The sequence below is a fragment of the Methanocella arvoryzae MRE50 genome (genome assembly GCF_000063445.1).
Classification (GTDB): domain Archaea; phylum Halobacteriota; class Methanocellia; order Methanocellales; family Methanocellaceae; genus Methanocella_A; species Methanocella_A arvoryzae.
Map to the genome: position 1 here is coordinate 887,996 of NC_009464.1, position 21,837 is coordinate 909,832.

23 protein-coding genes are annotated in these 21,837 nt (G+C 56.8%); 13 read left to right on the plus strand and 10 right to left on the minus strand.

Annotated elements, in window-relative coordinates:
• Window positions 1–60: 60 nt before the first annotated feature.
• The 3 genes from RCI_RS04545 to RCI_RS04555 form a co-directional block, all read right to left on the minus strand.
• A complete protein-coding gene (locus RCI_RS04545) occupies window positions 61–861 on the minus strand; it encodes an ABC transporter permease subunit (RefSeq protein ID WP_012035222.1) in 801 nt (266 codons plus the stop codon).
• Window position 862: 1 nt separating this feature from the next.
• Complete coding sequence (locus tag RCI_RS04550; protein WP_048198029.1) at window positions 863–1,747, minus strand: ABC transporter ATP-binding protein; 885 nt, start codon at window positions 1,745–1,747, stop codon at window positions 863–865.
• A gap of 254 nt (window positions 1,748–2,001) precedes the next feature.
• On the minus strand, window positions 2,002–2,892 hold the full coding sequence (locus RCI_RS04555) for an alpha/beta fold hydrolase (protein WP_197535235.1): 891 nt from the start codon (window positions 2,890–2,892) through the stop codon (window positions 2,002–2,004).
• Window positions 2,893–3,003: 111 nt separating this feature from the next.
• On the opposite strand from RCI_RS04555, the gene RCI_RS04560 reads away from it, so the two are divergent.
• On the plus strand, window positions 3,004–3,573 hold the full coding sequence (locus RCI_RS04560; RefSeq protein ID WP_012035225.1) for a TrmB family transcriptional regulator sugar-binding domain-containing protein: 570 nt from the start codon (window positions 3,004–3,006) through the stop codon (window positions 3,571–3,573).
• A 9-nt stretch (window positions 3,574–3,582) separates the two neighbouring features.
• Here the strand turns inward: RCI_RS04560 and RCI_RS04565 are convergent, their stop codons facing one another.
• Window positions 3,583–4,770, minus strand: a complete 1,188-nt coding sequence (locus RCI_RS04565; RefSeq protein ID WP_012035226.1) for an MFS transporter — start codon at window positions 4,768–4,770, stop codon at window positions 3,583–3,585.
• 143 nt (window positions 4,771–4,913) lie between these two features.
• On the opposite strand from RCI_RS04565, the gene RCI_RS04570 reads away from it, so the two are divergent.
• Window positions 4,914–5,810: a carbohydrate kinase family protein gene (locus RCI_RS04570; RefSeq protein ID WP_048198031.1), complete on the plus strand. Its 897-nt coding sequence runs from the start codon at window positions 4,914–4,916 to the stop codon at window positions 5,808–5,810.
• 44 nt (window positions 5,811–5,854) lie between these two features.
• Window positions 5,855–6,730, plus strand: coding sequence for a carboxypeptidase-like regulatory domain-containing protein (locus RCI_RS04575; protein WP_048198034.1), 876 nt, complete (start codon window positions 5,855–5,857; stop codon window positions 6,728–6,730).
• Window positions 6,731–6,762: 32 nt separating this feature from the next.
• On the opposite strand, the gene RCI_RS04580 is transcribed toward RCI_RS04575, so the two are convergent.
• The 4 genes from RCI_RS04580 to RCI_RS04595 all read right to left on the minus strand — a co-directional run bounded on the left by RCI_RS04580 (window position 6,763) and on the right by RCI_RS04595 (window position 9,684).
• Window positions 6,763–7,683 carry a calcium/sodium antiporter gene (locus RCI_RS04580; RefSeq protein ID WP_148266524.1) on the minus strand — a complete coding sequence of 307 codons (921 nt, stop codon included), beginning with the start codon at window positions 7,681–7,683 and terminating at the stop codon, window positions 6,763–6,765.
• A 73-nt stretch (window positions 7,684–7,756) separates the two neighbouring features.
• Window positions 7,757–8,347 carry a Kae1-associated kinase Bud32 gene (locus tag RCI_RS04585; protein ID WP_012035230.1) on the minus strand — a complete coding sequence of 197 codons (591 nt, stop codon included), beginning with the start codon at window positions 8,345–8,347 and terminating at the stop codon, window positions 7,757–7,759.
• Window positions 8,338–9,309, minus strand: coding sequence for a bifunctional N(6)-L-threonylcarbamoyladenine synthase/serine/threonine protein kinase (locus tag RCI_RS04590; protein WP_012035231.1), 972 nt, complete (start codon window positions 9,307–9,309; stop codon window positions 8,338–8,340). The genes RCI_RS04585 and RCI_RS04590 overlap by 10 nt, the downstream gene beginning before the upstream one ends.
• Before the next feature lie 81 nt (window positions 9,310–9,390).
• A complete protein-coding gene (locus tag RCI_RS04595; RefSeq protein WP_048198037.1) occupies window positions 9,391–9,684 on the minus strand; it encodes a hypothetical protein in 294 nt (97 codons plus the stop codon).
• Window positions 9,685–9,971: 287 nt separating this feature from the next.
• Here RCI_RS04595 and RCI_RS04600 point away from each other — a divergent pair, with 287 nt between their 5' ends.
• The 6 genes from RCI_RS04600 to RCI_RS04625 all read left to right on the plus strand — a co-directional run bounded on the left by RCI_RS04600 (window position 9,972) and on the right by RCI_RS04625 (window position 14,992).
• A complete protein-coding gene (locus RCI_RS04600; protein WP_012035233.1) occupies window positions 9,972–10,796 on the plus strand; it encodes a F420-dependent methylenetetrahydromethanopterin dehydrogenase in 825 nt (274 codons plus the stop codon).
• A 119-nt stretch (window positions 10,797–10,915) separates the two neighbouring features.
• Window positions 10,916–11,386, plus strand: a complete 471-nt coding sequence (locus RCI_RS04605) for a phosphate-starvation-inducible PsiE family protein (protein ID WP_012035234.1) — start codon at window positions 10,916–10,918, stop codon at window positions 11,384–11,386.
• Window positions 11,379–11,831: a phosphate-starvation-inducible PsiE family protein gene (locus RCI_RS04610; protein ID WP_048198039.1), complete on the plus strand. Its 453-nt coding sequence runs from the start codon at window positions 11,379–11,381 to the stop codon at window positions 11,829–11,831. Before RCI_RS04605 ends, RCI_RS04610 begins: the two co-directional genes overlap by 8 nt.
• Window positions 11,828–12,628 (plus strand): tRNA pseudouridine(38-40) synthase TruA, encoded by an 801-nt coding sequence (gene truA, locus RCI_RS04615; RefSeq protein WP_012035236.1) that lies wholly within the window; start codon window positions 11,828–11,830, stop codon window positions 12,626–12,628. The genes RCI_RS04610 and truA overlap by 4 nt, the downstream gene beginning before the upstream one ends.
• Before the next feature lie 616 nt (window positions 12,629–13,244).
• Window positions 13,245–14,612, plus strand: a complete 1,368-nt coding sequence (locus RCI_RS04620; protein ID WP_012035238.1) for an FAD-binding oxidoreductase — start codon at window positions 13,245–13,247, stop codon at window positions 14,610–14,612.
• A gap of 104 nt (window positions 14,613–14,716) precedes the next feature.
• On the plus strand, window positions 14,717–14,992 hold the full coding sequence (locus tag RCI_RS04625; protein WP_048198041.1) for a hypothetical protein: 276 nt from the start codon (window positions 14,717–14,719) through the stop codon (window positions 14,990–14,992).
• 8 nt (window positions 14,993–15,000) lie between these two features.
• Here RCI_RS04625 and RCI_RS04630 read toward each other — a convergent pair whose 3' ends face one another.
• Together RCI_RS04630 and surE are read right to left on the minus strand one after the other, a co-directional pair.
• A complete protein-coding gene (locus RCI_RS04630) occupies window positions 15,001–15,600 on the minus strand; it encodes a hypothetical protein (protein ID WP_012035240.1) in 600 nt (199 codons plus the stop codon).
• A 40-nt stretch (window positions 15,601–15,640) separates the two neighbouring features.
• Window positions 15,641–16,441: a 5'/3'-nucleotidase SurE gene (gene surE, locus RCI_RS04635; protein WP_012035241.1), complete on the minus strand. Its 801-nt coding sequence runs from the start codon at window positions 16,439–16,441 to the stop codon at window positions 15,641–15,643.
• 113 nt (window positions 16,442–16,554) lie between these two features.
• Between surE and RCI_RS04640 the strand changes: the two genes are divergently transcribed.
• From RCI_RS04640 to RCI_RS04655, 4 genes are all read left to right on the plus strand, one after another.
• Entirely contained in the window at window positions 16,555–17,415 is an 861-nt protein-coding gene (locus RCI_RS04640) for an ATP-grasp domain-containing protein (protein WP_012035242.1), read from the plus strand.
• Between the two features lie 14 nt (window positions 17,416–17,429).
• Window positions 17,430–18,380 (plus strand): hydantoinase/oxoprolinase family protein, encoded by a 951-nt coding sequence (locus RCI_RS04645; RefSeq protein ID WP_231844975.1) that lies wholly within the window; start codon window positions 17,430–17,432, stop codon window positions 18,378–18,380.
• The gene (locus tag RCI_RS04650; RefSeq protein ID WP_012035244.1) at window positions 18,377–19,405 is read left to right on the plus strand and encodes a hypothetical protein; all 1,029 of its coding nucleotides are present in this window, start codon (window positions 18,377–18,379) and stop codon (window positions 19,403–19,405) included. Before RCI_RS04645 ends, RCI_RS04650 begins: the two co-directional genes overlap by 4 nt.
• Window positions 19,406–19,731: 326 nt before the next feature.
• Window positions 19,732–21,834: a type II/IV secretion system ATPase subunit gene (locus tag RCI_RS04655; protein WP_012035245.1), complete on the plus strand. Its 2,103-nt coding sequence runs from the start codon at window positions 19,732–19,734 to the stop codon at window positions 21,832–21,834.
• The last annotated feature ends 3 nt before the right edge of the window (window positions 21,835–21,837 follow it).

Here is a 21,837-nt window from a genome sequence, read left to right on the forward strand (position 1 = left end):
TAGCATTGTGAAAGTAATTTTCATTTGCATGAAAATATCAAGGGCCTGCAATGCAGGCCATTAAGTGACGTTGATATCCCTGCGCTTGAAGGCGATGACGGCCAGTGCGAGGAATACTACCGCGGCGGCCAGCAGGATGCCCAGGTTGCCCCAGTTCACGTCGTGGTTGATCACGATGTTGGTAACTTTAGCGTAGTGGTACAGGGACAGCTTTCTCGCCCAGTCGATGCTGGTAATCATGGAGCCGACATTCTCCACGAGGAACATGACCAGCAGGACGCCGATCGCCGAGAACGCCGCCTTTTTACCGTCGCTCATCAAGGCTGACAGGAGCAACGCGCCTGCGCCCACCGCCAGCATGAATACGCCTGTGAACAGCATGGCGTAGGCGAACCACACGAGATCCACCGGCTCCCCGATGAAGACCGCGCCTGTATAGACGGCCAGCAGCATGGCCGCGGAGACGAGGATAGATACTGGCACAATTACCGCGAACCGGGACAGCACGATGTTTTCTCTGCTGACCGGCAGCGACAGCATCAGCTCGCTGGACTTTTGCTCGATCTCCCCTGCGAGGAAAGAAGCGGCAAGGAACGCTGCGTAAGCTCCGACGACCAGGCCGATGTAGCTGAACAACTCTACAGCCATAAACCCGGAGAACGTCCCCATGCTTACGATCTCACTGCCGAGCATGGCCTTGAAGGTCGGGTTCTCCAGTAGCTGATCGTACATCGCCATCGAGTCTTTCAGCGCCGGGTAGAAAGATGCCATCCAGAAGACGAAGAGGAAAAGGAGCGCTGAGGCAACTATTGCCCCCTTGTACTTGTCCTTGATCGCCTGTCTGAACACTTCGAGCGTCATCTTACTTACCTCCCTCATAGTAATGCATGAATATCTCTTCCAGCGTCATCTGGTGGATGCTGATGTCCGCCACCTTGTGCCGGGAGATCTCTCCGAGCACGCTTTCCATGTTGTCAGTGACGGTCATCTTTAGATAACCATTCTGCCGCACAGGGCTGACCCCCGGCATCGCGAAAGCTGCGGGATCGACCTCTTCCGCGAACTTCACCCGGACGACGTTGCCCGCCTTCTTCCTCAGGTCTTCGACTTTCTCCTCGGTGGCGATCCTGCCGCCCTTGATGATGGCAACCCTGTTGCAGACCTTCTCCACGTCGGAGAGCACGTGGGAGGACATGAAGATAGTCGTGCCTTCGGCTGCCTTCTCGCGGATCATGTCCATGAACGTCTGCTGCACGAGAGGGTCCAGGCCGTTGGTCGGCTCGTCCATGATGATCAGATCAGGATTATTCATGAACGCCTGGATGATGGCGACTTTCTGGCGCATGCCTCTGGAGTACTCCTTCATCTTCCGGTCGAGCCTGATGTCCAGCCGGGCCGCATAAGCTCTGGCATCTTCTGCGTCGTATCCGCCGCGGACCTTGCCGAAGTACTCGAGGAACTTCCACCCGGACATGTTACCATACAGTCCGAAATCACCGGGGATATAGCCGATCCGCTTCTTGATCTGTACACTGTCCTTCTGGCAGTCCAGGCCGAAGATGCTGGCGCTGCCGCTCGTGGGCCGGATGAAGTCCAGCAGCGTGCGGATCGTCGTCGACTTGCCAGCCCCGTTGGGACCGAGGAAGCCGAAGATATCGCCCCGGTTCACGCTGAGGTTGACATCTTCGATCCCGCGGCTCTTGCCGTACGATTTCGTCAGGTTTACCGTCTTGATGATTGGTTCCATGTGTAGCCCCTCCGGACATTCCCCGGATAATTCCTCGACGGCATGGTCAGCATACGAGGCCGATGCGGCCCGCTTACGCCAGATCATGTCTGCAAACGATTCATTCCGAGACGGTGCTATAAAAGGCTTCTGGGGAGACCTGAACACGTAGTATAAAAAGATTACGATCGATATACATCTCTGGTAGCAGTGGATACCATTGCAGCACAGAATTTTTATACCCATGCGCTCGTCAGGCTGGCAGGCACCCGCGATTACGCGGGAGGCAGATCAGCATCTGTCTCTTTCAGAAAGGCCTGCAGGATCCGGTTGAACTCGTCGGGCTTCTCCCGGTTAGGCCAGTGGCCGCACCCGGCGATTACCTCGAACTTTGCCTTCGGGATCTTTTCAGCGGCCAGCTTTGCCGCTTCGACGGGAACAAGATGGTCCAGAGAACCGTTGACGACCAGCGTCGGACAGCGAATCCGGCCGAGTTCCGGCAGGTGGAAGGTCTTGAGCCGCCTGGGGCCGATTTCATCGAGCTGCCAGTCGCTGTAAATCGATTTTTTAGCTTTGAGCTCCTGGTATACCTCCCCCACGATCTCGTCGAGGTCCGGAACCCGGCTCTTGAAGAACTGCTTTTCCAGGCTGTAGCGAATGGAGGGGCGGTTGAGCATCAGCATGGAAGTAAGCTGGGGAAACAGGGGCGTTTTCAGCAGGAGATAGCTGAGGAGATGCCATTGTACCCGCTCTGTCAGCCCCCCGCTGTCCGTGAGCACCAGCCTGGCCACCCGCTCCGGGTGCCCGATGGTAAAACCGGCCGCTACGCTCGCCCCCATAGAAAGGCCGACCAGCGTCGCCTTTTGCAGGCCCCATGCATCCAGCAGCTGTAGCAGGCAGCCTTCGAGCATTTCCTGGGTAGCCTTGCCGCGGTACTGCTTGCTTCCCCCGTGGCCCGGCCAGTCAGGGGCGTAAACCCTGTAGTCCGGGGCCAGTGCCGGAATGGCCTTCTTCCAGGAAAGCCAGGCCGTGTCAGTGCCGCCGCCGTGGAGCAGAACGATAGGCCGGCCAGTCTCACCAGCTCGATAGTAGTGTATGGGACCGTTTTGTAGTTCGGCGACGCATTCAGCGATGCCTTCGGGCAACGTAGCACTTTTCGACAGCAAGTATTCCACCCCGCATGCAGTTGTTAAGCGGTTAACAACGGATAGTAAGCCTGTAAGCTATAGATATCTTGCGAGATAGTAGTTAAGTGTTTCACAACTGCTGACGAATGTATGAAAACTCTCCATTCCGAGGATGCGATCGTGCAGCTCGAAGCCCTCGAGAGTGAGTTCGTGGCAGAGGCGCCTCAAGAGACATTGTGGTCGATCTACGGAGCACCGAGCATCGAAGCCAAGCTGGAGGATATGCTGGATACCGCTAAAAAGAGCGTCCTGTGCATGGCGCCGGAGCAGTACCTCGATAGCCTGAGAAGGATCGCCGGGAAAGGCCTGGAACTGTCGCTGGTGATCATCACGGAAAACAAGACGATAAAAAGGGAACTAGAAGAGTGTTTCCACGGAGATAACGTCCGCGTCAGGACTCTGACTCCTGCGCAGGTGGCGAGCATGTATACCACGGCAAAAATGTCTAATCGGGTCTCCTCGATGCCGGAGTACAGGGAAGCGATCGCCGGCTTCGATTTTTTCAACAATCTCATCCTTGTTGTCGACCACTCCGAGTTCCTTTATGTCCCCCCGCTTCCCGGAAAAGTCTACAGTGCGTTGCATACGACCAGCAAGCCGCTGATCATTGGCACGTCGCTGATCTTCGGCGGCCTGCAGATCGCTGATCTGCCGGAGTAAAAACCAGTCTTACTGCGGCGCCTTCGGCGCTCTGGCTTTCCGATCCCCGATGATCAGGAATACGAGTATTCCGGTCAGCGCCAGCAAGACGGCCTGCCCAAAGATGGTTATAGGCAGAGAGAACTTCACTACCAGTGCCCCTCCAAGGAACGGCCCGATAGTCAGCCCGATCGAGAAGAGGGTGTTATAAATCCCGTAGAGGAAGCCCTGGGAACTGCCCTCCGGCCCTCCGAAAAGATCGGTCAACAGCGGCAGCATAGGCGTCAGTGCCATGCTCATGGTAACGCCCACTATGGCGAAGGCCAGAATGGTGAGCTCCATGGAAGGCATGAGCATCGTGAGAGCTATGATCAGCCCCGAGAGTACCAGGCCGGATGCCAGCAGGCCTCTTCCCCCGAAGCGGTCGTACAGGTTTCCCACCACCGGAGCGGCCACCATGTTTAGCAGGGACATCGCTCCGAAAGCCAGCCCGATGAGGGTAGGCGTAGCTGAAAACTTCTCGAACAGGTACAGCGGCATAAAGGGCTCCAGGAGGCCGAATGTCAGAGCTCCTACGATAGTGGCGATCGAGCAGACGGCAAATACCACGGGGGCTTTTTTCAGCAGCTTCGCGTAGCTGCCCTTTTCGCCCTGCGATTTTGGCGGGACGTGGATCAAATAGAACATGCAGCCCAGAAGGATCGTCAGCACCGAGGGCAGGACGAAAGTCATCCTGTAGCCCAGCAGGTCGTAGACTATTCCGCCCACTACGGGGCCTGACAGCGTACCGGCGGACATGATTGCCATAGCCATTCCCAGCTTCGACCCCCGCTCGGATGCGTCGAAAGTGTCCGCTATCAGGGCAAGGCCGGCCGACCAGGTCGCCGCCCCTGATATGCCCTGGATGACCCTGGCCACGATGAGGAGGTACAGGTTATCGGAGATCACGAAGACAAGGTTGGTCAGGGCCAGCAGAAACATGCCTGCGACCAGCAGCGGCCTCCGTCCCACGCGATCGGACAGTGCCCCGAACGGTATGCTGAACAACAGCAGCGCGATAGAGAAAGCCCCGAAGATCACGCCGATCATCATCTCGTCGGCGCCTAAAGTTGTAGCGTATGCAGGCAATATAGGGATGACCAGCGTATACATCATCATGTCTATGAGGAGCGCCGCTGCCACGAGCAGAAATATAACGTTCTTCCTGTTCCGGTCCATCCGTTCTGTCCCCTGTCTAAATATATGGCTGTCAGGCGGATATGCCGGACAGCGTAGGTAGGCTAAAAGTGCCGGTCAGATATCAACTTTTCGCATCACACCAGAGGTCACTTTATTATTTGCCACGAGTAATATTACAGACAATGTGCGTAAAATACGATGCCCTGTGCTATGGCGCTATATCGCTAGATATATCCGGCCGGGTAGCAGGGCTGGCCCCGGGCATTCAGGATAGTGCTACTGATTATGAGATTTACCCTGGCGGCGACGCTACGCTGGTGGCCCTGACACTGGCCGGTCTGGGATGGAAAGTAGCTCTGGCAGGGGGGCCCGTGGGAAAAGACCCGATGGGCGACTACCTCCGCCAGAGAATAGCGGAAGCTGGCATCGATCTGTATGCGGACACCAGGGGAAAGACGAGCGTTTCGGCCGTCACAGTCGACCGCAGGGGGGACCGGACCTCGATCACCTTCCACGAAGACACGCCCCTGAACGAGATCCCCGTACCAGTGGATCTGGTATCCCGGTCCCGCAGCCTTTACGCCTGCGGATGCTACGGTGAAAACTCCGCCCGGCTCGGGGAAAAGGCGCGAGCTGTGAAGGTGCCTTCGGTGCTGAACGCAAGGGCGGATAACCTCAGCTTTCTGGGATGGTTCGACGTCGCCATAGCGAGCATAGCCAATGTCAGGACCCTTGCGAAGGACCCTGCGGAAGCGGCCGCCATCCTGCATGCCGCAGGAGCAGGTACAGCGATCGTAACAGCAGGAGAGCAGGGCTGCGCCTATTGTACGACAGATACGGGGATATTGTCCGCATACAAGGTCGATCCAGTCGATTGCACAGGCGCTGGTGCGGCCTTTGCCGCAGGCTTCATTCACGCAGGCCTCCAGGGACTGAAGCTGCAGGACAGGCTAAGATATGCCAGTGCAGCGGGGGCTCTGAAGTGCCTGCACAGAGGAAGCTACAGGCGATTAACACAGGAAGAGCTGGACCACTTGGTCGAATCATGGCAGGTAAATACGAATCAGACCGTAGCTTAAAAAAGATTTAATAGATAACGGCACGCTAGATATTTTTGATCCATATGAAACCGTTCGCAATCATACTGATAACTACACTGGTCCTGCTGATTATTACTGCCACAGCAGTATCAGTCGCCCAGACACCGGCAGTCAACGCCAGCATATCGGGCAGAGTTTCCTCTGCGACAGGCGCTCCGATCACCGACGCCCAGGTCATGCTCGTGAACGCGTCGAACACATCCGAGCAGATCGGCAACTTCACCATGCCAGTGGATGCCAACGGGTACTACCAGTTCGTCAACGTGCCTGAGGGCAACCTGGCAGTCTTCGCCTGGAGCCCGAACTATGCTTCCGGCCTGTCCAACTCGGTGAATGTGTCGGAGAAAGTTACCTATACAGCCAACGTGGTCATAGTACCGGAGCCATACTTTGTGGACATAGACGTCAGCCAGAAAGTCATACCTCTCGAGACCGGGAAGTCGACCATCACCTTTACGGTGTACGACCACTGGATGAACAAGGTGGGCGCAGGCTGGTTCATCACCACCCACACGACCGCGGGCACCTTAGACCCGCTATACGGCGAGACTGACGCTAACAGCCAGTTCAAGACCACGATATCCGCCCCGATGGAGGGTACCAACGCCACCGTCGAAGTCTTTGCCAGAGCGAAGAACGGCACCTATTACCCCCTCCAGATGACAGTAGTCACACCGACCCCGACGCCCACCGTGACCCCGACAGTGACGGCCACTCCTAATGCCACTGCACAGGTAACCGTAACCCCGGTCGCGAACGTTACGGTCACACCGGCGGTTACCGCTACCCCGGAGGCCACTCCCACGACGGCACCGACCCCCACCCCGACGCCCGGCTTCGAGATTATGGCCGCCTTAATCGGGCTGGCAGCGGTTGCTGCAGCATACAGAAAAGCATAGGCAGAACATTCTTTTTTCGATTGCCGGCGGGCCTATACAGCGCCGGCAATCACCTTGTACCCGACGAAGATAACATACAGTACGACCAGTAGGATACCTTCGCGGTGGCCGATCTGCGACCGGGTCACAAGGATGGGCAGCAATAGCACGATAATCCCGAGCAGTATCAGGATGTCGATCACCCCCGCTATAGGCAGGGGCGAGACAATGGCGGCTGCTCCGAGGATAAACAGGGTGTTCACGATGACGCTGCCGATGCAGTTCCCCATGACAAGGTCGCCCTCATCCTTCCTGGAAGCTACGAGGGCGGTGACCATTTCCGGCATAGACGTACCTATCGCGATGATCGTCACCGCGATCAGAAAGGGGCTAACCTGAAAAGCGTTAGCCAGCGATACGGCGCTGTCTACGGTCACCTTCCCGCCGAGGATCACGCAGGCGATTCCGATGGCCAGCAGGACCAGGTTTTTTACCGTATCAGTGTCGGCGACCAGGACTTTTCGCTCTCCGCCCGCCCGGCGGTAAATGTTGTATATATACAGTATGCCTGCCCCGATGAAGATGACGCCGTCGATCAGCCCTATCGTGCCGTCCAGAGAGAGTAGCAGGAATAGCAGAGTAACCCCAAAAGCAAAGGGCATGTCGACCCGGGCTATGGATCTCGAGACGTGGATCCTGTTGACTATAGCTGCAACTCCGATGATCAGGCACAGGTTAGAGATGTTCGCACCGATCACATTTCCGACCGCGATCTGCCCGACGCCTGATAAAGCAGAGTCTATGCCGACCACGAACTCCGGCACTGAGGTCCCCATGGCCACCAGAGTCAGGCCTATGACTGAGGCGGGGATTCCTGCTGCGAAGGCCAGATCCCGGGCGGACTCGACCAGCCAGTCAGCCCCTTTGACCAGCAACCCTATGCCGACAAGCAGCCCGATCAGTTCCAGCAGCATGATCAAGAGTTAGCGCGTGCCAGAATTATAGCTTGTGCCTGACAGTGTTGCCAAAAAAGGGACATCCGCACGTTCAGGGTGTTTCGGTCTTGTACCGGCCCCGGTACTCGATCTCCCTGACCCGCCGGAGCACCTCGTTCGCCCCCGGGAAAGAGGACCGGTAGCCTTCGGCAAACGCCTCCATCAGCTCTTCGTGGTTCTCGTGGGAGCTGACCAGGGTCTGGTAGTAGACATGCACATCTACGCCCCGGGCTTCCAGCGTACCGTCCCAGTAGGAGAGGCCAAAGTCGATCACGTAGATCGTGCTGTCGGTGACGATCATGTTGGAGGTGGTCAGGTCGCCGTGGATGAGGCCGCCCTGATGCAGCTTTCCCACGAGAACTCCGGCCTTCCGGGACAATTCGGGCGAGAGCACGTCTTTCAGCGGCCTGCCCTGTATCAGTTCCATCTCCAGAGAAAACTGGCCGACGTCATACACGACAGGGGTCGGTATGCCCAGCCTCCGGGCCTCGCTGATGATCTTAGCCTCAGCCCGGGTACGCTCCCGGCGCAGGCGCTCGTCCAGCTCCCGGATCCGGTAGGATTTCGGCACCCGGGTCTTGATGACCCTGTCGGGCAGCAGCTCTACGACCGCTTCTGCGCCCTGCCTTCTGATTACAGCCATGGGATCTCCACCTCGTCCGTGCGATAGATCGGGTTGACGGCCGAGTCCTCGACTGGTATAGTCTGATCATACTTCAGCTGCAGGAGGCCCGTATAAGCGATCATAGAGCCGTTGTCCCCGAAGAATTTCCGGGGCGGCGCGTAGAACTTAGCCCCCCGGTCCCTGCACATGGTATCCAGCATCGACTGCAGTCGCATGTTTGCGCCCACGCCCCCGCCGATCAGGACTTCGTTCTTGCCCGTGTGGGCCAGCGCCCTCTCGGTCACTTCCACGAGCATGGCGAACGCGTTCTCCTGCAGGGAAAAACATACGTCCTCCTTCAGGTACTTTGCCGCTGCTTCCTTGGCCGCAGACATCATGCCCGAGTAGGAGAGGTCCATTCCCTTGACGACGTAAGGCAGATGTATGTAGTTTTTGCCTTCTCTGGCCAGTGCCTCGATTTTCGGCCCTCCCGGATGCTGGAGGCCGAGGTGGCGCCCGAACTTGTCCAGCGCGTTGCCTATGCCTATGTCCAGCGTTTCCCCGAATACCCTGTACCGTCCCCGGCGGAAAGCGATCACCTGAGAGTTGGCGCCGCTGACGTACAGCACGACCGGGTCGTGGCAGCCTGTCTGCCACCTGCCGACCTCGATGTGGGCCACACAATGGTTGACCCCCATGAGGGGTACGTCGTATGCCAGAGCCAGCGCCCTGGCAGCGGTGGCCACGGTCCTCAGGCACGGGCCCAGCCCGGGGCCCCGGGAGAATGCGACGCCGTCGAAGTCGTAGCCGGAGTCCAGCACCTGCCGGACGATCTGGCTGACGTGGCTCGCGTGATGCTGGGCGGCTGCCATAGGGTGGATGCCCCCGGTTTCCGGCACGTACGGGTGGGATGCCTCCGCATACACCTTATCCCAGCCTACGATAGCCGCCGAGAGGCTCCAGGCGGTGCCCTCGATGCCAAGCACTCTGCTGCACTGCATAAGAATTCAAGCCTATATAGGTGAAGGATGATAAAAACGTGTTGCCGGCGGGAGAGAAAAAGAAAGAAAAAGGTGATGAACTTACTTCATCAGGCTGCTGTCGATGAAGTCTGCAATGATCGGTGCCCGGAACTCCTTGCCAGAGTAGACGAGGAAGCCGCCGTAGATCATGTACAGCCATACCAGGAACCCGACGCAGAACCATGCGGTCACCACGACGATGATACCGAGTATGATCGCCTGGAAAGCGTGGAACTTCATTGCCCTGTCATCCTTTCCCATCAGGAGAATGATGACACCACCCAGCCAGGTTAATATGTAGCCTATAAATACTATCAGCCGGTTTTCTTCCGGTATTAAATATGCTTCAGCCATAGTTGTAAACCTCCTTACTCTCATAATACCACCAATGGCTATATAAGATTTTTCAAGCCTAACGGCTTCATACAGGGCGCCTGCTGAATAATATGGGGCGATTTTGGGCAGGCCGATAAAAGACCCGGCTATCGTTAAGTGTTAGTATATTAATGTTGCGCTTTTAAGCCGGGTTTCATGACAGGGCAAGAACACTGGCTGCTAAAGATAGCGATTACGACACAATCGTCGCCCCTCCAAGTAGAAAGTTATATATCGACTTTTCATCAATCTTTTACAAGATTATTATGACCGTAAGAGTAGGCATTGTTAAGTTAGGTAACATTGGTACTTCCAGGTTCATCGACCTGGTGCTTGATGAGCGCGCAGACCGTGACATCTACGTCAGGACAGTAGGCGCCGGCGCCAAGATGGGCGAGGCAGAAGCAGAGGAAATGAAGAAGATCATCGACTTCAAGCCCCAGTTCTGCATCGTCATCAGCCCCAACGCAACCGTTCCGGGCCCGACCAAGGCCAGGGAGATGCTGAAGGAAGCCGGTATCCCGACCATAGTGATCTCGGACTCCCCCGTGCTCAAGATCAAGGACGACCTCAAGGCAAAGGGCTTCGGCTACTTCGTCGTGAAGTGCGACCCCATGATCGGCGCCCGCAGGCAGTTCCTGGACCCCACTGAAATGGTCCTGTTCAACGCAGACGTCCTCAAGGTGCTCGCCAACACCGGCGTCGTCAGGCTCATCCAGAAGGAGCTCGACGCAGTCATCGAGGGCTTTGCCGCAGGCCAGACCCCCGCTCTGCCCCAGATCGTCATCTCCGCTGACAAGGCTGTCGCAGCCGCCGGCTACAAGAACCCGTACGCCAAGGCCAAGGCCATGGCAGCGTTCGTCGCCGCCGAGAAAGTCGCAGACATCGACCTCCAGGGCTGCTTCATGCAGAAGGAAATGGAGCAGTACATCCCCACCGTCGCCAGCGCTCACGAGCTGCTCAGAGAGGCAGCCAAGCTGTCCGACGAGGCAAGGGAGCTCGAGAAGGCTACCGACGCCATCCTCAGGACGCCCCACGCAGCAGACGGCAAGGTCCTCTCCAAGACCCAGCTCATGCTCAAGCCCGAGTAAAATTCTCTACCATCGCGCAGGCATCCCCTGCGCACAATTCTTTTTTGCCTGAAAAGGCTCAGGATAACCGATAGCAGCCCAACCTTTATATTATTGCAGACAATATAACCTGATTTGCAATGGCTGCCGATAGTACCGTTAAAAGCCCGGAAAGCAAATACAGCAACACGATAGGAAAAACCCTGGACGTAGTCCAGTCCGCCATATACCTGCTGGTAGCGGTCTTCCTGATCCTTATGGCATTTATGGCATTCTACATCGTGGCCCAGGACATGATGAACTTCGTCAGAGAGCCTGCCAGCATCCTCCTCGTGGACAAAGCCCTGGAAAACCTGATGGTAGTCTTCGTCATCACAGGCCTGATCCAGACGCTTAACGTGTATATTAAGACCCACGCGATCGATACGAGACTGGTCCTCGCAGTAGGCCTGACAGCAGTGATCAGGCGAGTGCTGGTCTTCGGCGCCACCCCCAAGCCCTGGGAGGATACGGCAATGACAGCCATACTGCTGTTTGTGCTGCTCCTGGGAATCTTTATGATCGGCAGGGCAGATACCCGAAAAACGAAAGGCGGTGAAAAACATGACTGATGGCAGCAGGAATTTCAGCAGCATCATCGCGGAAGCGATCGATAAGGTGGAGTCAGCCATTTACCTCCTGGTCGCCCTCTTCCTCATCATTATGGCGATAGCGTCCTTCTTTATCGTGGCCCGGGACCTTTCGGGCCTCGTGAGCGGCCACATGACAATCGACACTATATACATGTCGCTCAACGACCTGCTGGTCATCCTCATCCTCGTAGAGCTGATCCAGACGGTCGTAGTCTTCATCCGCAGCCACAGGCTGGACATACGCCTGATCATCGCTGCCGGCCTGACCGCCATGATCCGGCGGGTGCTGGTCTTCGGAGTCGAGCACATCCCGGTGGAAGAGATGGCGATCACTGCCGTGCTAGTCGTAGTGCTGGTCGCCGCATTATACCTGCTAAGCGTGCGGAAGCCAGAGCAGCAACAGCAGCAGAGGGAAAAGCAGTGAAGACTGCGCTGAAGATCGCCTACGTCGGGACCAATTTTTACGGCTCCCAGGCCCAGCCAGGCCTGCCCACGGTGGAGAGTGAGCTGAGAAAAGCCCTGGAAGAAGCGGGAGCAATTAAACTCGGGACTAAGATCGCCATGGCAGGCCGGACAGACGCGGGCGTTCACGCCCTCGGGCAGGTAGTCGCCTTCGAGCAGGCGGACCCAAAGCTGACCGCCCCCCGAATTATCAATTCGAAGCTGCCCAAAGATCTCTGGGCTTACGCCAGGGCAGAAGTACCCGACGACTTCGACCCCCGGCGGCACGCCACAAGCCGGGAATACAGATATATATTATATGCACCAGACGTGATCGAGCGCCGCCTGAAGGAGTGCTCGTCCCGGTTTTTGGGCACCCACGACTTCACCAACTTCTCCAGCGTAGAGGCCGGCAAGTACCCGGTCAGGACAGTCACCAGGCTCGACATCGCAAAGCGGGGCGACTTTTACATCATCGACATCGAGGCCGACTCATTCCTGTGGAACATGGTGCGTAAGATCGTGACAGCGCTGCGCCTCGTAGGCGAAAACAAGCGGCCCGACGGCTGGATAGAGAAGATGTTCGACCCGGAGTACCGGGAAGGCATACCGCCCGCCGCCCCCGGGGGACTGTACCTGTCCAGAGTCAATTACGACGGCATCGCCTTCGAAGAGGATGAGTACGCCAGACAGAGAGCTTATCAACGGATGCTCAACTCGTTCGAGTGGCATCATACGATTGCTGAGATTTATAAAGAGTTTAAGGATGCGATGAAATAGTCGAGACGACAAATGCCCGGCGACAAGCCGCCTCGTACTTAAATCGCGAATATTTAAAGAGTTGGATGATGAAAGGAATCTCGATCAGGTATAAGAGATAAAAAATCGAAAGTTGGCCCTGTGTGAGTCGAAAATACCGCCAAGCACTCGCTGGATGATAAATGGGGATTTTCAGGTAGAGGCTATGAAAAATCGAAAGTTGGCCCTGTGTGAGTCGAAAATACCGCCAAGCCCGCCAAGGAGCCAAGCTCGCCAAGTGCTAATTTTTCATAGAACGCCAGGCAATATTTTTTATGATCGACACAATTCCGATCGAAAAAGTCCTTGGCGTGCTTGGCCCCTTGGCGAGCTTGGCGGCATTTCAACCCTCGCCGAAACAACAAGTTTTTCATAGGAGTCCGATCAATGAGCAGCAGTACGCTCAAGTCTGAACATTGAAATGTTTTCATGCGACGCAAAAAATTAGTATTATCTTTGCGCCTTTGCGACCTTGCACCTTTGCGATTAAAAACCGAGGCGTTAAGCGCCGGGCACGTTCCCGGCCATCACCGGGTAAATAAACATTTATATATTTAGATTACTATTTTTATAGTATAAGCAATCAGGGTGCAGCCACATGCTTACCGAACTCCAGAACATCGTCGGCACGGACAGGGCTTCTTCTGACGAGGCAGAACTCTATTGCTATTCATTCGACTCGTCGTACGTCAGAGGTAAGGCGGACTACGTGGTGAGGCCTAAAACGGCAGAGGAAGTATCGGCAGTGGTAAAGCTTGCCGCCGCGCACCGGATACCTATCGTGCCCCGGGGCTCGGCGAGCGGGCTCACGGGTGGAGCGGTGCCGGTCCAGGGTGGCATCGTGCTGGACATGACCGGAATGAACCGCATCCTGGATATCGACCTGGAGAACATGCAAGTCCTGATCGAGCCCGGGATCATCCACGGCCACCTCAATAGAGAGCTGGCGAAGCACGGCTTCTTTTTTCCGCCCGACCCGGGCAGCAGCGAGATGTGCAGCCTCGGGGGTCTGATAGGAAACGGCGGGAGCGGGATGCACTCGGTCAAGTATGGCACTGTCAAAGACTACGTGCTGGACTTAGAAGTAGTGCTCCCGGACGGGGAGATCATCCACACCGGCTGCAAGGCGCCCAAGACTTCGGCCGGGTACGATCTCACAAGGCTGTACGTCGGCAGCGAAGGGACGCTGGGGATCATCACCAAAGCCAGGCTCCGCATATGTGCGCTGCCCGAGACTAAGTCAGTCATCACCGCAGCTTTCGCCCGGCTGGAGGATGCGGGAACGGCGGCGGTCGAAGTACTGAAGGCAGGCGTGACGCCGGCAGCCATGGAGATAATGGATGCCAGCGCTCTCCGCGCGATCAGGAAGTACCAGCCAGAGATGGAAGTCCCCGAAGGCGAGGCGATGCTCATCTTCGAGGTCGACGGCTACCGGGAAAGTACGTCGAGGGAAGCCGCCCTCATCTCCGGGATCTGCCGCAGGTGCGGCGGCGCCACGACGATTGCCAGAGACAGCGCTGAAGTCGAGCGGATCTGGACTACGAGGCGGCTGGTCAGCGTGATCATCAGCCGTCTGAGCCCGGGAAAAGTGGCGATATACGAGGCAGAGGATATAGGCATGCCGATCAAAGACGTCCCCCGGATGCTGCGGAAGATCCGGCAGATCAGCGAAAGGCACGGCCTCGACCTGGTCGTCTTCGGACACATAGGCGACGGCGACCTCCACACAGGGATCGCGATCGACCTGCTGGACGAGGGCGAATGGAAGAAAGTCCACGCCGTTAAGGACGAGATATACGACGCAGTCCTCGAAGCCGGCGGCACGCTGTCCGGGGAACACGGCATCGGCGTCATCAGGGGAGACTACATGCCGAGGATATACGGCAGAGGCCACGAGATCATGCGCGCCATCAAGAAGGCTGTCGACCCTCTTAATATTATGAACCCCGGAAAGATGGGGTTTTGAAGCATAGTTCATGCGTAGTGTAGCTGCTCCGTCGTAGCTCGAAGATAATCGCTACGGGTTATGCGCGGATAACAGCTATAAATTTGCCAGTTTTATCTCTGTCTATGGTCGAAAAGGAAAATCTGACTCCCGGCTTCCGGTTCGAGCAACTCTTCAGTGGCATCAGATCGCAGGAGTTCATCGTGCTCATCGCCGATACGCTGCTGTTTTTCGTCATCGGCGTGCTCGCAGTGATAGCCATCTTATCCCTGTCGCTGGACTTCGGCCAGAATATCTCCTTCATCATCGTGGCTGTGGCAGTACTGGTGGCGATTCTGCTCATAGGCCTGTACCTCGCCGCCCGGAAGTCGATCAAAAGGGTAAAAAGCGAAGCGCGCTGACGCCCGGCTTAGCTGCCATGGGCTTCCAGGAACTTTTTAGCTATCTTCCGAGTCTTCGGGCTCTCGCACTGCAGCCAGCTTCTGGCGAACTCGATAATCAGGGCCTTGTCCTGCGACGCCTCGAAGTATTCGGCCAGGGACTCGATAGCGTAGCCGGCGATCAGGGCCTGGCGCTTGTGGTCGAACTCTTCGCCGCCCAGATCTAACAGCTTCCCGGTGATCCTCGACTGCAACACCGGCTTTGCCCGGGCGATCTTGCCCGCGCTGCCGGCGATGTGGGCTGCAATACTGGTCTTCTCGTCGGCCAGCAGGCCGAAGTAGTCGTCGAAAATGCTTTCGAAGATGCCTCGCTCGTCGACGGCCGCCAGGTTGGCCAGGAGGAAGAGGGAATTGTACTTAGAGTTCGTGTTGCCGCTCCGCAGCAGTCCGGCCAGAAAATCCCACCGCTCGTATAGTAGCTCCGGGCGGCTCTCGCTGACGAGCATCAGAGCATTAAAACTCTTGAAACGCTTATCCTTATCCTTGTTTTCGGGCAGCAGATCGTTCAAGAGCCGGTCTAAGACTGCTGAGTCCTTAATCGCCTGATCGCACAGTACTTGCTCATCCATGGTTTCAAGGTTGGAATTTTTTCCACGATAAAGCTTACAGCTACCAGTTATCCCGGATAATTCGCTCGATCTCGACCGTCTGCTCGCAAGCTGTCATATCCAGGCGCAGAGGGGTTATCGAGACCTGCCTGCGCTGGTGAACTGTGTGTAAGTCAGTGCCCTCGGGCGCATCGGCTACGATGGTGCCGTCGACCCAGTAGTAGGACCTGCCTCTCGGGTCCATCCGGTGGTGGACGATGGTGTCGTACATCCGCCGGGCGAGCCGGGTCACGACAACGGGCGTTTCAGGCGTAGCGCCTGCAGGGATGTTCACGTTGAGCAGATCGACTCCTTCCGGCAGGCCATTCTCCAGCACCTGCCTCGCCAGCTTTCCAATAAGTCTCTGCGCCACTGCATAATCCTGGGCCATCGCCGCTGTCGCAAATTTATCCGCCTCCTCGAGGACGTGCATCGACACCGCAATCGCCGGCACGCCCTGGTTGGCCGCCTCCATCGCGGCGCCGATGGTGCCCGAAGTGGTCACTGCCTCCGCGCTCAGGTTCTCCCCGATGTTGATGCCGGAGATCACCAGATCAGGCTTCCTGTCCGCCATCACCACGTACATGCCCATGATCACCGAGTCCGTCGGCGTCCCGTTGACCGCATAAGCCATTGTGCCCTGCAGGTTCATCTTTTCTATCCGCAGCGGCTCAAAAAGCGTCATCGACCGCCCGACAGCGCTCTGCTGGGAAGCCGGAGCCACAATGACAGCTTCGCCAAGAGACCGCACAGCCTCGTACACTGCCATCAGCCCCGGCGAGGCCACGCCGTCGTCGTTGGTGATCAAAATGCGGTACGTCATCAGACCTAAGTTCGTCCGGGTGAGATATAATAGTTACTGGCAGGCAAAGTATGAAACTGGCCTTAACCCGAAATGCTATTATACCTGTCCATCCCTCATCTCTCCGTGTTATTATGAAGGTCATGCTGGCTGAATATTCGGTGTGCACGGGCATGGATGCATCTCTGAGGAGAGAAGGGGCTGCAATGCTGAAGACGCTGAAGGCGGCGTTTGAGGCGGCCGGGTGTACGGTGTCCGTGCCTTCGGATTTTGACGCGGATTTCAGGCGGACGGCGGATGCCTGCGACGCGGGGCTGGTCATAGCGCCGGACGAGGTGCTGGCAGACTATACTGAAGTGCTGGAGGAATACTGCATTAACCTGGGCAGCAGCCCTGCGGCAACTCGTCTGTGCGCGGATAAAAAGGAAGCCACCGAGCTTCTTTTGCACAATGGCCTGTACGCCCCCCGCATCGTGAGAGAGGATGAGCCGGTGAAGTGTGTGGTCAAGCCCAGGACAGGCTGTGGCTCCGAGGGCATCTTCATCTCCGACCGGCCGGTAGAGAAAGAAGGCTACATCTCGACCGAGTTCGTGGAGGGCGAGCACCTGAGCGTTTCCCTGGCAGCCGGCAAGGGATGGATATTGCCGCTGACCCTGAACAGGCAGCATATAAATATCAATGACGGCATCGACTACGACGGCAATGACGTCAACATCTCGCACCCCGCAACGGCGGAGATCTTCAGAGCGGCGGTCACGGCAGGCCACATGGCAGGCTGCAGAGGGCTGTTTGGCGTGGACGTCGTTTTCGGAAAGCACCCCTGGATTGTGGACATCAATCCCAGGCCGACTACCACTATCGTCGGTGTCGTGAATGTGATCGACGCCAACGTTGCCGATCTGATGTTGATGGGCCACTTTGGCGCGATGCCGCCGGAGATCCACAGGAAAGGCACTTATTCGTTCACCAAGAGAGACCTGGAGGAATTTTTATAGCGCTGGGCATAGATATCGGCGGGGCAAATACTAAGGCGGCGTCTGCCGACGGGAAATACGTTGAGACCATCTATCTGCCGCTGTGGAAAGGGGCGGACCTGAAGGGCACACTGGAGCAGATCAGGCGCAATGCCGGGAAAGACTGCGGCCCCGTGGGCATTACGATTACCGGAGAGCTGGCAGACTGCTATCCGTCTAAGAGGGACGGAATCGCCCACATCTCGGCCGTGGTCAAAGAGGTCTTCCCCGACGCCCGGTTCTACGGCTACGACGGGCGGTTTTATGAGACCACCGAGAACCATACCCTGTTCTCTGCCGCTAACTGGTCGGCTTCGGCCAGGTACGTGGGGAAGGTCCATGGCAGCGTTGTTTTCATAGATACCGGCAGCACGACCACGGACATCATCCCGGTCCGTGAAGGCGAGCCTGCAGCCATGCTGACCGATTTCGGCCGCCTCGGAAACAATGAGCTCATCTACGCGGGCACGCTCAGGACGAACCTCGCGGCCCTGTTGCACACGGTGATCGTCAGAGGCAAGCCCGTGAGGACTGCGTCGGAGCTTTTTGCCATTACAGGAGACGTATACCTGCTTCTCGGGCGGATATCCCCTGAGGACTACGCTTGCGATACCCCCGATGGCGGACCGAAGGACGTAGAGGGCGCCGCCCGGCGGATCGCCCGGGTGGTCTGCGGTGACCTGGAAGAGATAGGCATGGACGACGTCAGAGAGATCGCAGAGCAGGCCCGCAGGCGCCAGATCGATGAGATCAAAGCTGCCGTCACCGCGGTCTCGGAGCAGCATGACATCAGGAAGGCGGCGATCTGCGGCCTTGGATCATTTATAGTTAAAGATGCGCTCATCGAGATGGGCATGACGTTTTCAGTCGTGGCCGACGAGCGTTTGTCCCGGGTGTTCCCGGCGTATGCCGTTGCCAGATTACTGGCAGAAAGCGAGGAGGAGTGAAGCGGATGGAGAGGAAAGGCAAACCAGTAATATATCTTGTGTTGTTGACAGCGATCGTTGCAGTGGCCGTTGCATCCTCGGGATGCACAGGCGACAGAGATGACACGACAACGCTGTATGGTAAAGACATTTTCGATCCGGCCAAATTCAGCATGGCCAGATACGACGTCACGGCGAACGAAAGCGGCACGGTGTCTCACCGGGATCTCGTAATAATCACCGCCAGGAACGAGAAGGACGGAGACAGGATCACTACCCAGGAAATCTACGGCAACAACTCGGTCAGGACGAATGTCTGGGTCAACAAGGACAGGACTGCCGCCACCAACGTCCTCATCACAGCTATTAACAGCTCCACCCTCATCATTACCGGTGGTTACCCGCCGTTCAACATGACCACGGCTGACAAAGCCTGGAATTCCCTGGATGCGACCTACGCCCTGATCGGCACCGCTACAGTCAATACCAGCGCCGGCATGTTCGATAACTGCTCAGTATACGGCGCCGGGCGGATGATCGGCTACGGGGACGGGCTGATCAACATGAGCGTATATTATTATATGCACCCCTCTATGCCAGTTCCAGTCCTGTACGTAGTCCAGATGCCGGATGCCGTGTACGAGTACAATCTGATTAGCGCGTACGGCCCCAACGACAGAGACAGCACCCCTGAGAGAGTCATCCAGGCGTTTTTCGACAGCCTGGAACAGGGTGACAACGCCACCGCTTCGAGCTACGTCGTAACCTACGACGGCACCGACAGCAAGTTCAAGCCGCTCAGCGGCTCCGCATACAAGGAGTTCCTCCAGGGTACCGGAGCGATGTACGGGAACGCGGAAAGCGCTACCAAGGTACAGTACGTACTGACAACCAGGACAGGAGAGGAACAGCAGATCGGCGGCAGGGAAGTAGTGGCCGCCAGGTGGACGAGTGTTCAGTACCAGCCTGCCCCGCTGTCGGTGTTCGAGCTTAACGGTAAGCTGAACGTCGTGAACATCGGCGGGCACTGGAAGATCGTAGGATAGTTTTGGGGGAGGGCGGGGGGCCATTCTGGTGGAGTGGTCCCCTTGCTCAACCGGTAAAAATGTTTTTCTTTGTTTCAAAAAAGTAATTAGATTTTTATCAGTTGATGAATAATCTTTGCCTGCTTCTGTTAATGCATCCAAAAAAATTTCTTTTTGACACTAAGTTTATATACCCCCAGACGCAGTAAGTTATATTACGATAACTATTACGATAACCGGTGAGTCAGTTCGGGGGTACTGGCTCACAAGCTGGTGGGGGCGGTGCAGAGGTTACGTAATACTAGCCGGAGTTCGGCGCGCAGTAAAGCCTTTACGGAGAGGGTAGAGTGACAGGAACCGGTAACCCAGGTATTAACTTCGATACCCACGACGATGACAAAAAAACGTTTTACGGTTTACTTAAGAAGAAACAGGCCGGACAGGCAGCAGAGAAGGTGCCTGTCAGTACAGAAGAGCAGATCGCTTCTGCAGTGACTGCGGTAGATACAATCGAGCCTGCTTACCCCGCAGAAGAGCAGCCGGTTAACCTGCCGGACGAAGTCATCGCTGAACCTCAGGCACCTGTTGAAGAAGAGCCTGAGGAACTGAGAAGAATTTTAAGCAAGACTTACACCGCCACGCAGGAATCTGCCATACCTGCGCCCGAGCCGGCGCCGGCAGCCCCGACGATGTACGTGCCGGAGCCGCCAGCAAGGCGGATGCCTGAATCTCAGGCTAAGCAGGAAGAACGCCTGATCAGCTCGGCGGAAATCGACTCGATCAGGCACAACAAGAGCGAAGAAGACATCATAGACGAATTTAATACGCTGATTTCCAGGTCCAAGGGTGCCGACATCCAGGAGCAGGCGCGGGGAGAAGCCAGCGTCAAGAAGGGTAAGACAGACAAAAGAATCAAGAAAAAGATCGAGTTCGAGCCCTACGACCCGGAGAAGCATGGGCCGATGGCGGTTTTCACCGGCCTCGCCGACTACGAGGAGATCGAGCGCTACTGGGTTATCGAGCCATACACATTCGTCGTCATCCTCTACAATGAAAAGGCCAACACATACCTGTATTACGTCTGCGAGCCCACGCTGACGGTCTTCGAGAAAGAGCTGCTCGAAGACATTTACCAGCGGCTGCAGGACGTCCTCCTCATAGAGAACATTGATCCTAAGTCCGACAGAAGAGAGATGCTGGTCCGCAAGACGACGGAAGTCATCGTGGACTACATCGGCAAGATAGAAACCAAGTCCTACCACAAGCTCATCTATTACATTGTCCGGGACTACCTCCAGGTCGGCAAGATCGAGCCCCTCATGAACGACAACTTCATCGAGGATATCTCGTGCAACGGTTTTGATGCGCCGGTGTTCCTGTACCACAAGAACTACGAGAACATCATGACGAACATCACCTTCAACGAGAGACAGCTCGACTCCTTCGTCATCAGGCTGGCCCAGAGATGCGGCAAGCATATCTCGATCGCCGAGCCCATGGTCGACGCAACCATGCCCGACGGCTCCCGTATCCAGATGACGCTGGGCAAGGAGATCACCACGAGGGGCAGCACGTTCACCATCCGTAAGTTCAAGGAAATCCCCATCACGCCGGTGGACCTCATCGCCTGGAACACCTTCTCTTCCGAGACGATGGCATACCTCTGGCTCTGCATCGAGAATAACAAGAGCCTGATCTTCTCTGGTGGCACGGCTTCGGGTAAGACGTCGTCGCTGAACGCCGTGGCGCTTTTCATTCCGCCCAAGGCGAAGGTCGTCTCGCTGGAAGATACCAGAGAGCTGAAGCTGCCGCACCAGAACTGGATTCCCGGCCTGACCAGGGACTCGTTCACGGCCGACGGCAAGGGATCTATCGAGATGTTCGCCCTGCTGAAAGCGGCGCTGCGTCAGAGGCCGGAATACCTGCTGGTAGGCGAAGTCAGAGGCAAGGAAGCCCTGACTCTGTTCCAGGCCATGTCGACTGGCCACACTACGTTCTCGACGATGCACGCAGATTCGGTCGAGTCGGCCATCCACCGTCTGGAAAACCCGCCGATCAGCGTGCCGAGGACGATGATCACAGCGCTGGACATCATCAGCATCCAGTCGCAGACGTACCTCAAGAACAAGCGTGTCCGCCGGAACATGAAGCTCGTGGAGATCCAGGACATCGATCCGAACACGAGGAACATCAGGACGAACGACGTCTTCGTCTGGAACTCGGCCACTGACCGGTTCGACCACGTGGGAGAGTCTCAGGTGCTTGCCGAGATTTCCCAGCGCAGGGCGTGGAGCAAGAAGGAGCTGCAAATCGAGCTGTACCGCAGGCAGCGGGTGCTCGAGTACATGGTAAAGAAGAACATCCGGGACTTCCACCAGGTGGCGGCGATTATTCAGGCGTACGCTGTCAAGCCGGAGAGAGTCCTGGAGAAGCTGCAGATCAGGGACTGATTA

What these genes read in the sequence shown, in the direction of transcription:
- RCI_RS04545 (WP_012035222.1), bottom strand. Translation starts at nt 861, where the DNA reads ATGACGCTCGAAGTGTTCAGACAGGCGATCAAGGACAAGTACAAGGGG.
- RCI_RS04550 (WP_048198029.1), bottom strand. Translation starts at nt 1,747, where the DNA reads ATGGAACCAATCATCAAGACGGTAAACCTGACGAAATCGTACGGCAAG.
- RCI_RS04560 (WP_012035225.1), top strand. Translation starts at nt 3,004, where the DNA reads ATGAAAACTCTCCATTCCGAGGATGCGATCGTGCAGCTCGAAGCCCTC.
- RCI_RS04565 (WP_012035226.1), bottom strand. Translation starts at nt 4,770, where the DNA reads ATGGACCGGAACAGGAAGAACGTTATATTTCTGCTCGTGGCAGCGGCG.
- RCI_RS04570 (WP_048198031.1), top strand. Translation starts at nt 4,914, where the DNA reads ATGTGCGTAAAATACGATGCCCTGTGCTATGGCGCTATATCGCTAGAT.
- RCI_RS04575 (WP_048198034.1), top strand. Translation starts at nt 5,855, where the DNA reads ATGAAACCGTTCGCAATCATACTGATAACTACACTGGTCCTGCTGATT.
- RCI_RS04580 (WP_148266524.1), bottom strand. Translation starts at nt 7,683, where the DNA reads ATGCTGCTGGAACTGATCGGGCTGCTTGTCGGCATAGGGTTGCTGGTC.
- RCI_RS04585 (WP_012035230.1), bottom strand. Translation starts at nt 8,347, where the DNA reads ATGGCTGTAATCAGAAGGCAGGGCGCAGAAGCGGTCGTAGAGCTGCTG.
- RCI_RS04590 (WP_012035231.1), bottom strand. Translation starts at nt 9,309, where the DNA reads ATGCAGTGCAGCAGAGTGCTTGGCATCGAGGGCACCGCCTGGAGCCTC.
- RCI_RS04595 (WP_048198037.1), bottom strand. Translation starts at nt 9,684, where the DNA reads ATGGCTGAAGCATATTTAATACCGGAAGAAAACCGGCTGATAGTATTT.
- RCI_RS04600 (WP_012035233.1), top strand. Translation starts at nt 9,972, where the DNA reads ATGACCGTAAGAGTAGGCATTGTTAAGTTAGGTAACATTGGTACTTCC.
- RCI_RS04605 (WP_012035234.1), top strand. Translation starts at nt 10,916, where the DNA reads ATGGCTGCCGATAGTACCGTTAAAAGCCCGGAAAGCAAATACAGCAAC.
- RCI_RS04610 (WP_048198039.1), top strand. Translation starts at nt 11,379, where the DNA reads ATGACTGATGGCAGCAGGAATTTCAGCAGCATCATCGCGGAAGCGATC.
- RCI_RS04620 (WP_012035238.1), top strand. Translation starts at nt 13,245, where the DNA reads ATGCTTACCGAACTCCAGAACATCGTCGGCACGGACAGGGCTTCTTCT.
- RCI_RS04625 (WP_048198041.1), top strand. Translation starts at nt 14,717, where the DNA reads ATGGTCGAAAAGGAAAATCTGACTCCCGGCTTCCGGTTCGAGCAACTC.
- RCI_RS04630 (WP_012035240.1), bottom strand. Translation starts at nt 15,600, where the DNA reads ATGGATGAGCAAGTACTGTGCGATCAGGCGATTAAGGACTCAGCAGTC.
- surE (WP_012035241.1), bottom strand. Translation starts at nt 16,441, where the DNA reads ATGACGTACCGCATTTTGATCACCAACGACGACGGCGTGGCCTCGCCG.
- RCI_RS04640 (WP_012035242.1), top strand. Translation starts at nt 16,555, where the DNA reads ATGAAGGTCATGCTGGCTGAATATTCGGTGTGCACGGGCATGGATGCA.